Raw genomic sequence first — 14,009 nt, 5'->3', positions numbered from 1 at the left:
CGCCAGCGGCCCGCCCCGGTCCAGCCTGAACCGGCAGGGTCCACGAGTGACGGCGACCGCCGCCGGGTCTCGCGCTGCTGCGACTACTTCTGCAACGGCGAACAGGACAACGGAACGAGCGACTGTCATACACGCGGCCCTGCGGCGAACCGCTGCGCCGTTGTCAGTCCTGCCGGTTCAGGCAGGAGCGGGTTTCGCGGGCGACTTGGGGGACCTCGCCCGTCGGCACCACCAGGACGGGCACGGACGCGTCGGACGGGCTGACGACGGCGGGTTCCGAAGGGTTCGCCGGGTCGAGACCGCCCCCGATGCCCAGCACGCTCAGGCCGGCGGCCACGGCTTCCCGTACCTCGGGCTGGTCCGTGCCGATCTCTCCGGTGAAGACCAGGGCGTCCACCCGGTCGAGGGAGGCCGCGACACTGGCGATGCCCCTGCGCACCCCGAGGGTGAACACGTCGAGGGCGAGCGCGGCGTCGGCGTCCCCGGCTTCGCGGGCGCGGACGAGATCGCGGGTGTCGCCAGAGGTCCCGGACACCCCGAGGAGGCCCGACTCGCGGGTGAGGATCTCGCCGAGGCGTCGGGGTCCGACACCGGTTTCAGCCTGCAGCCACACAAGCATCCCCGGGTCGACGCTGCCGCTGCGTCTGCTCATCGGCAGTCCTTCCAGCGGGGTGAGGCCCATGGTCGTGTCGACGCTCGTGCCTTCGCGGACGGCGCAGGCGGAGCACCCTCCCCCCAAATGCGTGATGACCAGCTGGAGTTCCGCCGCGGGGCGGGCGAGGAGTTCGGCGGTGCGCCGCAGGGCGTAGGCGTACGACAGGCCGTGGAAGCCGTAGCGGCGCAGGCCGTGGCGCCGCGTCCACTCCCGTGGGACGGCGTACGTACGGGCGGGCTCGGAGAGCCGGCTGTGGAAGGCGGTATCCGGGCAGGCCACGTGCGGAACGTCCGGCAGGAGCCGGCGGGCGACGTCCAGGACGGCGAGGGCGGGCGGCATGTGGAGCGGGGCGAGCCCGGCGGCCGCCTCCAGCCACGCGCGTACGCCGGCGTCGACGACGGCCGGCTCCCGGAGGTGGGGGCCGCCGTGGACGACGCGGTGGCCGCAGGCGATCACCGGCGGACTCTGGGCGAGGAACTCCGTCAGCGCGGACCCGGCCCTGTCGTCGGGTGGTTCCTCGAAGTCGCGGCCGGTGAGGACTCGGTCCCGCTCGTCCACCACGGCGAGGTGGAGGCTGGAGGAGCCCGTGTCGACGACGAGGACCGGGCCGGTGACCGGGCCGGCGGCCGGCCGGGTTATGAGGACCACCTCCATGCCGTGATCTCGCGCGGATCCTCGCCCGTGCGGCGCAGTTCCCGCCGGAGCAGATCGCGATGGCTTGCGTAGCTCTCGGCGAGCTCACGGGACCTGCCGGCATGCTCCCCGAGGTGCTCCAGGACGGTTTCGGCGATGTCGTGGCGGGTGGTGCCGTTGAGGGCGAGCAGGTCGTACGGGGTGGTCGTGGTGCCCTCCTCGACGTATCCGCGCACGTGGAACCGGTCGGGGTGGGGGCGCCCGTGGAGCAGCTGGTGCACGGCCGAGGGGTAGCCGTGGAAGTCGAAGACGACCGGGGTCGTCTCGCCGAACAGGGCGCGGAAGTCCTTCTCCGGCAGCCCGTGGGGGTGGCGGTCCGGCGGGGCGAGCGCACAGAGGTCGACCACGTTGACGAAACGGACCCTCGCCTCCGGCAGGTCGCGCCGCAGCAGGTCGGCGGCGGCCAGCGACTCTACGGTGGGGATGCCTCCGGCGCAGGCGAGGACGACCTCCGGGTCCGTGCCCCCGTGGGTGCTCGCCCACTCCCAGACGGACGCGCCGGCCCGGCAGTGGGCACGGGCGGCGTCGAGATCGAGCCACTGGGCGGCGTCGTGCTTCCCCGCGACCACGGCGTTGATCTTCCCGGTTTCGTCCAGGAGCCGTTCCATGGTGACCAGCAGGGTGTTCGCGTCGGGCGGCAGGTAGACCCCGGTGACGGTGCTCTTCCTGTTCAGCAGGTTGTTGATGAATCCGGGGCCCTGGTGGCTGTAGCCGTTGTGCTCCTGGCGCCAGCCCTCGCTGCTGAGGAGGTACGTGAGGCTGCTGACGGGGGCGCGCCAGGAGATCTCGCGGGACATCTTGAGCCACTTCGCGTACTGGTTGGCCATGCTGTCCACGACGGCGGCGAAGGCCTCGTAGGTGGGGAAGAGGCCGTGCCGACCGGTGAGCAGGTACCCCTGCAGCCAGCCTTGGCAGTTGTGCTCGGACAGCATCTCCATCACCCGGCCGGACCGGGTCAGGTCCTCCGAGTATTCCTCGACCGGCCAGACGTATGCGCGCCCGCTGGCCCCCAGGACGGCGTCGAGCTTGTTGGAGGCCAGCTCGTCCGGGGAAACGATGCGGAAGTCCCGGCGGGCGGCGGTGGCGCGCATGAGGTCGGCCAGCCAGTCGCCGAGGACTCGGGTGGGGCTCGCCGTAGCCGTCCCGGGTCCGTTCGCCATTTGAACGGCGTGCGGACCCAGTGGTGGCAGGTCGAGGGGACGGCGCAGCCTTCCGCCGTTCGCGGCGGGCTGGACTCCGATGCGGGCGTCGCCCTCCGGGATGCCGGCGAGGACTTCCGCGGTGGGCCGGCCCCCGGCGTCGAACAGCTCCTGGGGCCGGTAGGAGCGCAGCCAGGCTTCCAGGGCGTGCAGCTGCTGCGGGTCTTCGCGTACATCGGGCAGGGGCACCTGGTGGGCGTGGAAGGTGCCCTCGATCGCCTTGCCCTCGACCTCGGCCGGGGCGCCCTGTCCCTTGAGACTGCGCAGCACGATCACGGGCCAGGCGGGGCGGACCGGCCGGTCGCCGGTGCGGGCGCGGTGCTGGAGGTCGCGGATGCTGTCGTGGGCGTCGAGGACCGCAGCGGCCAGAGGTTCGCCGGGCGGGTCTGCGGTGATGTCCACGATGCGCGGGTCCCAGCCGTAGCCCCGGAAGAGGGCGGTCAGTTCTTCGTCCGTCATCGTCGCGAAGACCGTCGGCGAGGAGATCTTGAAGCCGTTGAGGTGGAGAAACGGCAGGACCGCTCCCCCGGTCACGGGGTCGAGGTACTTGTTCGAGTGCCAGGCGCCGGCGGTGGGCCCGGTCTCGGCTTCACCGTCACCGACGACGCAGGCGACGATCCGGTCGGGGGCGTCCAGGGCGGCGCCGAACGCGGTCGCGAGGGCATAGCCGAGTTCACCGCCTTCGTGGAGGGTGCCGGGTACGGCCGGGGAGAGGTGGCTGGGGAAGCCGTCCGGGGCGCAGTAGCGTCGCGCCAGTTCGCGCAGGCCGGCGCCGGTCCTGACCAGGGCCGCGTCGTATTCCTCGTGGGTTCCTTCGAGCCACAGGTTGGCGTGCAGGGCGGGGGCGCCGTGGCCTGGCCCGGTGACCAGCAGGACGTCGGCTCCGCGCTCCCGGATCAGGGTGTTGAGGGCCGCGTAAATGGTGGTGACGCCGGGGCAGGTGCCCCAGTGGCCGAGTAGCCGCGGCTTGATGTGTTCCGGCCGCAGCGGCTCGTCCAGCAGCACGTTGTCCCGGAGGAAGATCAGGACCGCTGTCACGAAGTCCGATGCCCTCTCATAAGGAGTCCGCCCCGGCTGCCGGGGCTTTGGGCAGAGGGTCACAAGGCTGCTCCACATCGTCGGGGGCTCGCTGCACATCTTCGCGCCTGCCCTGGGGAACCCGCCTGAAGCAGCGCCGGGATACGGCGACTGCAAAACCCGTGTTGCGGTCGTCCTTCGTCGCCCGCGCCGAACCGGCGGTGGGTCTGGCGCGCGTACCGCTGCTCCGGAGAGGCGTAGTACGAATCGGTCCGACAGTCCCCGAGTCCACCGGCGGCAGTGAGGCGTTTCTGCAGCTTGACGTCGGTGATGCGCCCTTCGTTGACCCCGGAAGACCTCGGACGCTTCGAGCAGCGCCAGCAGGGATTCGTTACCCTCGGCGTGAGCCGGTTGGCGTCAGTGACGGCAGGTCAGGTCTGCCACTACGGTCAGTAGGAGCGGTCGGCGAGGAGTCGGACCAGACCGACCGGGAGGAACGGGGGCCGGTGGGGCTGTCCGACCTGGTACGGCACATAGCCCAGCGAGGCGGCGACCTCGACCTCTTCGGCCGTCTCCGCCTGGAAGACGAGCCGGCAGTGCCCTGACTCGGCCCTCGCGCGCTGCCAGAGAACGGGAGCCGGTTTGCGCTCCGCCTCGGTGCGGGGGGTGAAGATCCGACCGGCGAAGTCCTTCCAGGCGAAGGGCGCGGAGTCCTTCCACGCAGAGTCGACTTCCTTCTTCAACCTGGCGGCACGCTCGGCATCGGTCGTTCCCCAGGAGGGCGGAACGTTGGTGATCAGGCCGACTCTGATGTGGCGCTCGCGCAGGGCGCGCAGATAAGAGGCCGCTCCGGACTGATAGGCGATGCTGCCATCGTCGGCGGTGTGCACGAGGGTCTCGCCCAAGTCGAAGTACACGACAGGGCAGGCGCTTTCGTCCACCGTTCGCGCAACGGAGTCCGTACCCGCGGCCCCGCTCACGCCCCCGGGCGCTGCCGCACTCACGGTGGTGCAGAGCACGGTCGACGCCAGGGCCACGCCGAGCGCGAGGCTCGCCCGGCCCAAAGCCATGGAGACGGATCTGTTCATAGTCTCGTCGCCCTTCTCCTTGTGCACGGTCCATGACATACGGATGCCATCCATCCTCGTGGTGCCGAAGGGGTCTGCGCCAGACCCGGTCGACCCACGCTGCGATCAGGGGAACGGCATCCGATCGGCCCCAGCGGTCCCGGCCCTCGAACACGGGTCATTCAGGGCACGGCCGCCGACCCGGGCGGCTCGCTGGAAGGACGGCCTCCTGCTCCGGCAGGGCGCCGACCAGCCGCAGGACCGTACTACGGCTGACACCGACACCGAGCACGTGGGCCATGCGGGCACCGGCCCGGCCGGCCACGGCCAGGCCGGTGCCGGACAGCGCCGAGCGAAGCCGTTCCGTCCGCTGCCCGTGGTGACGTGTCTGGCAGGAGGTGGTGCCGGGCGCCGCCCGGATGCTCGCCGACTACCCCTGGAACAAGCCGTCGTACACATCTGGGGCGGTCACGGCGGCCCCGACACCCCCGACGGCGGTAACGGCGGTAAGACGGGCGAGCTCTTCGCGTCCACCTGCGACGTGCTGCTGCGTTGACCCGAAGAGCACTGCCGCCCGAGTTCGGCTGTCCTTGATTCGGCCCGCGAGCGGCCGACGAGGTTCTGACACGACTTCTGTGAAGCCGCGGCGACCGGATCCGTCCCTCACGGGGAGTAAGCCGTCGACCTGTCTGTTCCCGGGCTCGCTGACCTCGGACACCGAGGATCGGCTCGACTTCACGGAAGTTGAGCCAGAACCGGTGGACATGGACAAAGCCAGCCCGTCGTCAACGAGGTTCCGGGTCAGCTCCGGGACCAGCGGTCGGTCAGCATCGTGATGGATGCCGCGGTGCGGTCGAGTCCCGCGTCGTCCCCGCGGACCGTCCGGTTCAGTTCGAGGTGCAGGAAACGGACATCATCGCCGGCCGCGACCTGGCCCTGCTCGTTCTCCGTTCCCGAGAGCCGGCACCGCTCGGAGTAAGCCGTGCAGACCTGGCGGCCGTCGCGGCGCAGCGCCGCGGTCAACTCCCTGGCGTCCGCTGTGGCCCTGTCGCCGGCGCCCGTGGACACCACCGCGTCGCGGCCCGGAAACGACTCGTTGGCGAAGCCGTGCAGCTGGATCCCCGGGAGGTCGCGCCGCATCAGCTCGCCCACCACGCCGTGGAAGACGGAGTCCGTGCGGTGGGCCATGTCCGCCGCGCCGTCCCGGCCCGCGTTGCGGTGGGCCCCGGCGATCACCATCACCCCGCCCGGCGCCCCGCGGAGCACCCGTGCGCCCAAGAGCTCGGTGCGGGCGTCGGCGATGGGGTGGGGGACCTGTACCGACCAGCGCGGGCGATGGTCGAGGTCCACGTACACCCGGCCCCAGCCCCGGTTGTCGCGGCCCGATTCGCTCACCGCGTCCGCGACTTCCGCGTACCGGCGCCCGCTCAGGCCGTCCGTCACGGTGTGCAGGGCGAAGTCGACGGTGGCGAGCTGTGTCCGCGCCGCGTCCTGATCGCCGTCGAGCAGGAGGGCGACGCCCCGGGTGAGCGCCTGTCGTTCCCCGCTCGTGGGGACGCGGTAGCCCCCGTGTTCGCCGAAGCCGGCGGTGAAGCGGGCGATCCGCCGCACGAGGTCGTTGTCTGCGGTCGACTGGGGCGCGGGGGCGGCCTGCCGAGGAGGAGGCGTTCCGTCCGGCCTTGCAGCAAAAAGCACGAAAACGGCACAAAGCAGAGCAATCGCGCCACATAGTATCGCAATTGTTATTCGCTGGGTCGATGGTGCGCTCATAGTCATATGAAAATAGCGGAGCGGCGCTCTCCGGTTACCCTTGCGCCATCCCCCTCGGCCACACCGGCTCCAGGACGAAACGAAGAGGAGCCTGCGTTGGCCGCGTCGCGACCGAGGCGGCGGCGCCGTGCGCGCCGTAGAGCGGACATGTCCCTGCTGGGCGGCATCCGCCCACCCATCGCAGCCCTGTCCGCCCTGCTGCTGGCCCTCGCCGCCCTCACCGCGTTCCAGCTCGGCCACGTGGGCAAGGGAACCGTACCGCCCGCCGTCCTCACCTCCCAGCAGCACTTCGCGGAGGACGGCGCCATCGCCCTGCGCGCCTCGCTCGACGAGAGCGTCACCGACATGGGCCGGACCGCTTCCCTGTTCACCGCGGGTGAGCCGGTCTCGCCGGACTCGGTGCTCGACAAGCTCGGCAACGTGTACCAGAAATGGCGCGGCACGGCCGTGATCGAGATCAAGTCGGGACGGCTCGAGGCTCAGCGCGGCGAGAACCTCCCCCTGACGGCCCTCGACCTCACCACCCTCAACGCCCCCAACGGCCTCGCCCCCCGCATGGTGCGGCTCGAAAACGGCGAGACCCGCCTCCTCACCCTCGCCCTGCTCTCCTGGCAGGGCCACCCGCAGCAGCTCCTGGTGGCCTCCAGCAGTCTGAAGGTGCCGGGTGTCAGCCTGGGCCAGGGACGCGCGATCGCCGTCCTCGACGCTGCCGGCCATGTCCTGGACAGCAGCGGCGTCGGCAGCTCGGGGCGCGAGCGCAAGCAGCTCGACGCGTTCGCGAAGACCACGGCGCAGAAGGCCAGGCAGCACCCCCTGCAGTCCAAGGAGCCGGGCTCCGGCGGCTTCCCCGGCGTCAGCGGCAGCCTGCTCGGGGACACCGCGTCCGGTCACCGCTCCGTGGCCGGCTACGCGAAACTCGCCGGTCCGGCGCCCGGTCAGAGCACCGACGCGACCGCCCTCGGCCTCACCGTCGTCTCGTTCGTCAGCGTCACCGAACAGCGCTCCGCCGTCGGCGACTCCTTCTTCTGGCTCGCCGCGGCCGGCGCCCTGCTCGTCCTCGGGGCGCTCGCCGTCGCCCTGCTGGTCGTCACCGTGCAGCGCCCACTGCTCCAACTGTTCCTGGAGAGCCGCCGGATCGGCCGCGGTGACCTGCACCGCCCGGTCACCCTCCCGAAGTACGGCGAAGCGGCCCGCATCGGCGCCGCCCTCGACCGACTGCGCCGCCAGTCGCTCGGGGAGTCCGGCGCGCCCACCGACAGCCCCCGCCCGGGTCGCCGCGGCCGGATCGGAACGCGCGCCCTGCTCGCGGTGTGCGCGGTCCTCCTGCTGGTGTGGTCCGCGCCGCTCCTGCTGACGCTCAACCGCGCGGGCACCTCCGTGAAGGTGCCCCAGACGATCGTCGACGACCAGCGCGAGCGCACCGACACCCTCGCCGACCGGGCGCGGCGGGCCCTCAACGAAGGCCACGCCGACCTCGCTTCCGTCGCCTCAATCCTCACCGCCAAGGCCACCCCCGCCGAATTGACAGCCGTACTGGAACGCACCCGCAGCGAGCACGCGCGCTACGAATCGCTCTACGTCCTGAAGTCCGACGGCAGCGTCATGGCGCGGGCCGGCGGCACGCCCCACCACAGTGGCGCCAAGGCGGCCTCCCGTGAACCGGTGACCGTGATCGACAGCGGCCACGAGCCCGTGATCACCGAGTACGCCGAGGCGCCCGCGCTCGGTGGCGCGGTCGTGGTCGGTGAGCTGCGCATGGACTTCATCAACGCGCTGCTCAGGCGGCCGGGGATGGGCGAGGTCCGCGTGGTCGATGCCAAGCACCGTGTCATCGGCTCCAACAGCGGTTACCGCGCCTTCACGAAGCTGCCGGACGCCGAGCTCGACGCTCTGGTGACCAGCGCCAACCAGAAGAGCGGCAAGGGCCCCGGCCCCCGCAGCAGCGTGCTGCGTCACGGCGGTACCTCCATCGCCGCCGCGGCGCCCATGACCGGTGGCGGAGTGGCCCAGCCGTTGGGCTGGACGGTCGTCACGCTGCAGCCCGCCAAGGGCCTGGAGATCGCCGCGTACACCGCGCAGAACCGCACCGTCCTGGCCGGCCTGCTCGGACTCACCGGCGCGGCGGCCTGCCTGGGCTGGCTGCACATCATCGTGGTTCGACCGCTGCGCACCCTCGCCGAGCGGGCCGAGGCCCTCGCCGACGGCGACCGTCGCACCGTCCTCTACCCGACCCACCACGACGAGGTCGGCGCCGTCACCCGCAGCCTCGAAATCATCCGTCAGCAGCTGCAGGAGCAGCGCAAGCGGGACGCCGGCGGCGGCACCGGCCGGACGCCCGGCCGCGCCACCCCGGCCGGAAGGAACTGATCCGCCGTGCTCTTCCTCTACTGCGTGCTGCTCGTCTGCTGCCTGGGCATGCTGGTCGCGGGCATCGTCGAGCAACGACGCCACTACGCCAACCTCGACCGGATACCCCACCGGGTCCTCGTCAACGGCATCCGCGGCAAGAGTTCCATCACCCGGCTCTGCGCCGGAGCACTGCGCGGCGGCGGACTGCGCACGGTCGCCAAGACCACCGGCACCGCGGCCCGCTTCATCCACCCCGACGCCACCGAGGAACCCGTCTACCGCAAGTTCGGCATCGCCAACGTCGTCGAACAGATCGGGATCGTCCGACGCGCCGCGGCCTACCAACCGGACGCGCTGGTCATGGAATGCATGGCGGTCATGCCGGCACTCCAGGAGATCAACCAGTCCAAGCTCATCCAGTCGACCATCGGCGTGCTGTGCAACGTCCGCGAGGACCACGTCGCCGAGATGGGACCGACCCTCGACGACATCGGGCGCTCCCTGTCGCGGTCGATGCCGCACGGCGGGATCTGCGTCACCGCGGAGAAGGAACGCTTCCACGTCCTCCAGCAGGAGGCGGACGCGCGCGACTGCAGGCTCATCTACGCCGACCCCGACACGGTCAGCGACGAGGAGCTGCGCGGATTCAGCTGGTTCACCTTCAAGGAGAACGTCGCCATCGCGCTCACCGTCGCCGAGCTGCTCGGCGTCGACCGCGATACCGCCCTCCAGGGGATGTACGACGCCCCGCCCGACCCGGGCGTACTCTCCGTGGAACGGTACGTCGCACCCGGTGGCAAGCGGGTGCGCTTCGCCAACGTCTTCGCCGCGAACGACCCCGAGTCCACGCTGATGAACATCAACCAGCTCCTCGACCTCGGGGCCGTCGACCGTCCACTGCACGTGGTGATCAACTGCCGGCCGGACCGGGTCGAGCGCAACGGCCAGATGGGCCAGATCGTTCCCGACCTGATGCCCGAGAAGGTCTTCGTGATCGGGCACCCCGCCAAGAGCGCCATTGACGCGATCCCCGCCGAGTGGCGCTCGCGCGCCGTCGACCTCGGCGGCGACCAGCGCGACGGCGAGGAGTTCATGCACGAGCTGCTCGGCCACCTGGGCGAGGAGTCCTCGCTGGTCGCGATCGGCAACATTCACGGTCAGGGGGAGATCCTGCTGGAGCACCTCGCGGAGCTCCCCGGGTTCGAGGACGAGCCCGCGCCCGAGCCGCCCGGGCAGGACCGGCCGCAGCAGCCGCAGCAGCCGCAGTACATCCCGCACCTCGACCCGTACGCGGACCTCACCGCCGCGCAGGAGGCGCGGTACGCGCAGCCGCCCGTGCCCAGGCAGTACGTGGGGGATCAGCCGTACGCGGGCCCGGCACAGTACGCGCGAACCCCATACCAGCAGCAGCCGCCGTACCCGCAGCCCCAGCCGTACGCGCCGGCCCAGTATCCGCATCCGTACGACCAGCAGTCAGACGAACCGCGGTCGTACGACCGGCAGTGGCACGACCCGCAGTGGCACGACCCGCAACAGCCCTATCCAGGAGAGCCCCGTTGATCCCCGCAGTCCTCACACCCGAGATCGCCGCGATCGGCATCGCACTGGGCCTGCTCTTCTCCCTGCTGTGCTACCTGACCACGAATCTCTCGCCCGGCGGCATGATCACCCCGGGTTGGCTCGCCCTCACCCTCATCGAGGACCTGCAGCGGGCGGCCCTCGTCGTCGGCATCACCGTCCTGACGTACGTGCTCACGCTCGTCACGCAGAAGTTCGTGATCCTTTACGGCAAGCGGCTGTTCGCGGCCGTCGTCCTCATCGGCGTTCTCCTGCAGGCCACGGTGGTCATCGTGCTGCAGATGAAGTTCCCCCTGCTGTACGCCAACCAGACCCTCGGCTTCATCGTCCCGGGACTGATCGCCTACCAGCTGGTCCGCCAGCCCAAGGGCGCCACGCTCCTCGCCACCGGGTCCGCGACCCTCATGACGTACGTCGTCCTGACGTCGGGCATCCTGCTGGGCTTTCTGCCGCACGCCTGACGGACACCACGCCCGACCCGACGCCACGCCCGACCACCCGCACCGCCTGCCGTACCGCCCGGAGCCACGATGACCGCCAAACCCGCCCGTCGCGCCCGTCCCGTCCTGCACGCCCTCGTGGTGACGAGCCTGCTGGCCGCCAGCGCGTACTTCACCTACGAGCTGCGCACGGAGGAGCAGGCCCAGGCCCCCGCCGTCATGCGCGTAACCGACCAGGCGGCGAAGGGCGGCGCCAAGGGCGGTCAGGACGGCACCCAGAAGTGGGAGCGGCTGAAGAACCCGCAGCGCTCGGTGCTCCGCAGCGGGGACGGCGCCGTCCTCGCGACGTTCACCGACGGGGCCCGGACGGCGACGCTCACCGGCAAGAGCCGCACCTTCACCGAGCCGGCCACCACGCAGACCCGCGTCGTCACCGACACCTGGGTCCGCCTGCTGCCCGAGCCCTGGCGCGTCGGCGCGGAGCGCGAGCAGTGGTTCCAGGACTGGTTCAAGAAGTACTACGGCAGCGAGGAGGACGACGTCTTCGCGATCGCCTTCCAGTACGGCGACCAGGCACCCGTCAAGAAGGACGCGGCCGGCGTCCCGTACGCGGGCGACGCGGCCTTCGGCCCGATCAATCCCAACGGCTCCGTGGGCAACGACCTCCGCTTGGAGCAGTCGGACTTCTACGACTACCTCGGCATCCCGTACACCTTCCGCGACGGCACGAAGGAGCAGCCCGAGAAGCCCAAGTTTCGGGCCGTCGACTGCTCCGGCTTCATCCGCACCGTCTTCGGCTACCGCAGCCGTTTCCCGCTGGCAGCGACCGACACGGGCGGCAGCGGGCTGCCCCGTACCGCCAACGGCATGGCACGCTCGAAGGTCGGAGTGGACATCCTTCCGCTCAAGGGGGTCACAGCGAAGGACCGGCCGACCTCCATCGACGTCCTGCAGCCGGGCGACCTGGTGTTCTTCAAGCTCGACGCGCGGACCGGCGAGCGCCTGGACCACACCGGCATGTACCTCGGCAACGACACGGACGGCCACAAGATCTTCATATCGAGCCGGGAAGAGGCCAACGGTCCCACCATCGGCGACAAGGGCGGCGCCTCCCGCATCGACGGCAACGGCTACTACGCCGCCACCCTGCGCAGCGCCAAACGCCTTTAGCAGCAGCCAGTGTCCTGAGTCGGAGATCCGTCGGCGGTCTGCGGCGACCTTCTCGAGGATCTCGTCGGCGGTCTTTGTCCAGACGAACGGCCGTGGACGCCCGCCGGACACGCGAGATCGCCGGCTGCGACATCCCGGTCGCCGCAGCCATCGACCGTGGACCAGTGGGTTGCGTCCCTCGACGTCTCCCCCAGCGTCTTCACGACGACCCGTTCGACGCCCGCGTCGGTGATCCTCCGCGGGACGCCGGGCCACGGCTCGTCGCACAGAGCGTCCAGCCGGCGTTCGAGATAGCGTCGGCGCCGGACGCGGACCGTGTCCGTGGTGGTGCCAGCCGCCGGGCGACTTCCGCGATCGCTTGGCCGTCCGCACGCTCCGGGACGTTCAGTGACCGCCAGGCCAACGACTGGGGGCTCGAACGACGACGCACCCACGACTGCGACATCGCCCGCTCGGCATCGGACACCACCACCGGCGCGATCTTCGGTCCAGGACGACTCACACGGACCGACGACGAATCTCCGACTCAGGACACAAGGGCCGTCCGGTCGAGCACATGGAGGTGGAGGCAAATGGCGGCCGCCAGGTGGATCTTGCTGGTGAAGCGCCGCTTGGGCGGCCCGGGCTCTCGCCTACCGCACCACCTCCACCCCGGCCGACGAGGCTGGCTCTGCCAGGGGCTTACGCGCTGACTGCGATGATGACGGCATGCCAGATCCAGGGACCACTGCCGTCGTCGTCGTATTGCCCGATGCCACCCCGCTCCTCGATGCGGCTCGGCGTATCGACCCGGCTCTGGTGCGTCATGGTGTGCCGGCGCACGTCTCGCTCCTCTACCCGTTCGTGCCGGAATCCGCGCTGACCGGCCAGGACGAGAAGGGCATGCGTTCCCTGGCGGCAAGTTTTCCGGCAGCTGACCTCCTTCTGGAGGAGCTTGTGACGGCGTCCGGCTTCGTCGCCGTCACCGTTCCGGAACTCCAACCGATCGTTAATGCGTTCCGCGCCCAGTGGCCCGAATTGCGCCCGTACAGAGGCCGCTTCGGGGCGCGGCCCGCCGCCCATCTCACGGTCGCTATGGGTCCGGACAATCCGACGGCCTCCGCCCGGGTCCGCGCTGCGGTCGGCAGCCTGCTGCCTCTGCGCACCCGTGCGGCTGCGGTCCAACTGGTGGTGCTGACGGAGGAAGGCTGGCGGCCGCGGTTCACCGCGCCGCTCGGCGACCCGGCCGGACGGTGAACACCGCCCTCCAGTCCAGTCGACATGATCGCCACGCTTACCCGGCAGCCGCCGAAGGCAGCGGCATCGGTGTCCCCGGGTAGCTGCTGAGGAGGGTCCACTCCGCGAGCATGTCCAGCCGGCTCAACGGCGCCCTTGCGGCGCAGTCCCGCAGAGACGGCTCGCCGCAGGGTGAGGGCGTCGTCCTGTCCGCCCGGCCTACCCCTGGCCGGACACCTCGATGCCTGCCCGGCGGAAGTCGTCCAGAGTGGAGGCAATGGTGTCGGGCGCGACGCCGACCGAGTAGTCCAGGCGTACCCGGGTTCCGAATCCAGCCGCGGCAGCGTCCAGAGCGGTCGCACGCACGCAGTGGTCGGTCGCGATGCCCACCACGTCGACATCCCGCACCCCGCGTGCACGCAGCCAGTCCGCGAGGGAGGTCCCTTCGGCGTCCGCGCCTTCGAAGCCGCTCTTGGACGCGCTGTGCGCGCCCTTGAAGAAGACGGCGTGGACCTTTCCGCCGGCGACGACAGGGGCGAAGTTCGGGTGGAATTCGCCGCCTTCGTCTCCGGCGACGCAGTGGACGGGGAAGCTGTCCTTGAAGTCCGGCTCCGAGGAGAAGTGGCTTCCCGGGTCGATGTGGTGGTCGCGGGTGGCCACGACGTACCGGTAGTCACTGTCCGCGCTCTGCTCCACCAGGTCGGCGATCGCGGTGGCGATCTGCGCGCCTCCCGCGACGGGAACGCTGCCTCCTTCGCAGAAGTCCTTCTGCACATCCACGACGATCAAGCCTCGGCTCATCACAACACCCCACAGGACGACGGAACGACCCCCGTCTTCTACCGGCCTCCTCCCC

10 protein-coding genes and 1 pseudogene are annotated in these 14,009 nt (G+C 70.8%); 5 read left to right on the top strand and 6 right to left on the bottom strand.

Annotated features, from left to right (window positions below):
* Positions 1–163: 163 nt before the first annotated feature.
* The 4 genes from ACWGH1_RS12205 to ACWGH1_RS12190 form a co-directional block, all read right to left on the bottom strand.
* The gene (locus ACWGH1_RS12205) at positions 164–1,309 is read right to left on the bottom strand and encodes an acetate/propionate family kinase (RefSeq protein WP_453356320.1); all 1,146 of its coding nucleotides are present in this window, start codon (positions 1,307–1,309) and stop codon (positions 164–166) included.
* Positions 1,291–3,663 carry a phosphoketolase family protein gene (locus ACWGH1_RS12200; RefSeq protein WP_453408664.1) on the bottom strand — a complete coding sequence of 791 codons (2,373 nt, stop codon included), beginning with the start codon at positions 3,661–3,663 and terminating at the stop codon, positions 1,291–1,293. Before ACWGH1_RS12200 ends, ACWGH1_RS12205 begins: the two co-directional genes overlap by 19 nt.
* Before the next feature lie 350 nt (positions 3,664–4,013).
* The gene (locus tag ACWGH1_RS12195; protein ID WP_453351696.1) at positions 4,014–4,691 is read right to left on the bottom strand and encodes a hypothetical protein; all 678 of its coding nucleotides are present in this window, start codon (positions 4,689–4,691) and stop codon (positions 4,014–4,016) included.
* Positions 4,692–5,432: 741 nt separating this feature from the next.
* Positions 5,433–6,242, bottom strand: a complete 810-nt coding sequence (locus ACWGH1_RS12190; protein WP_453351697.1) for a hypothetical protein — start codon at positions 6,240–6,242, stop codon at positions 5,433–5,435.
* Positions 6,243–6,548: 306 nt separating this feature from the next.
* Between ACWGH1_RS12190 and ACWGH1_RS12185 the strand changes: the two genes are divergently transcribed.
* The 4 genes from ACWGH1_RS12185 to ACWGH1_RS12170 all read left to right on the top strand — a co-directional run bounded on the left by ACWGH1_RS12185 (position 6,549) and on the right by ACWGH1_RS12170 (position 11,938).
* Positions 6,549–8,768, top strand: coding sequence for a HAMP domain-containing protein (locus ACWGH1_RS12185; RefSeq protein ID WP_453351698.1), 2,220 nt, complete (start codon positions 6,549–6,551; stop codon positions 8,766–8,768).
* 6 nt (positions 8,769–8,774) lie between these two features.
* Positions 8,775–10,310: a poly-gamma-glutamate synthase PgsB gene (pgsB, locus tag ACWGH1_RS12180; RefSeq protein WP_453408658.1), complete on the top strand. Its 1,536-nt coding sequence runs from the start codon at positions 8,775–8,777 to the stop codon at positions 10,308–10,310.
* On the top strand, positions 10,307–10,789 hold the full coding sequence (locus tag ACWGH1_RS12175; RefSeq protein ID WP_136213015.1) for a poly-gamma-glutamate biosynthesis protein PgsC/CapC: 483 nt from the start codon (positions 10,307–10,309) through the stop codon (positions 10,787–10,789). The genes pgsB and ACWGH1_RS12175 overlap by 4 nt, the downstream gene beginning before the upstream one ends.
* Positions 10,790–10,858: 69 nt before the next feature.
* Complete coding sequence (locus tag ACWGH1_RS12170; RefSeq protein WP_453351700.1) at positions 10,859–11,938, top strand: C40 family peptidase; 1,080 nt, start codon at positions 10,859–10,861, stop codon at positions 11,936–11,938.
* Between the two features lie 9 nt (positions 11,939–11,947).
* Here ACWGH1_RS12170 and ACWGH1_RS12165 read toward each other — a convergent pair.
* Positions 11,948–12,383, bottom strand: a pseudogene (locus ACWGH1_RS12165) (hypothetical protein); the annotation flags it as partial.
* 263 nt (positions 12,384–12,646) lie between these two features.
* Here ACWGH1_RS12165 and ACWGH1_RS12160 point away from each other — a divergent pair.
* Positions 12,647–13,174, top strand: coding sequence for a 2'-5' RNA ligase family protein (locus tag ACWGH1_RS12160; RefSeq protein WP_453351701.1), 528 nt, complete (start codon positions 12,647–12,649; stop codon positions 13,172–13,174).
* A gap of 198 nt (positions 13,175–13,372) precedes the next feature.
* Here the strand turns inward: ACWGH1_RS12160 and ACWGH1_RS12155 are convergent, their stop codons facing one another.
* Positions 13,373–13,954, bottom strand: a complete 582-nt coding sequence (locus ACWGH1_RS12155; protein WP_453351702.1) for an isochorismatase family protein — start codon at positions 13,952–13,954, stop codon at positions 13,373–13,375.
* Positions 13,955–14,009: the final 55 nt, after the last annotated feature.

The sequence above is a fragment of the Streptomyces sp. NPDC054883 genome (genome assembly GCF_053610645.1).
The sequence above is the reverse complement of the archived record's forward strand: the minus strand, read 5'-3'. Positions and strand labels throughout refer to the sequence as shown.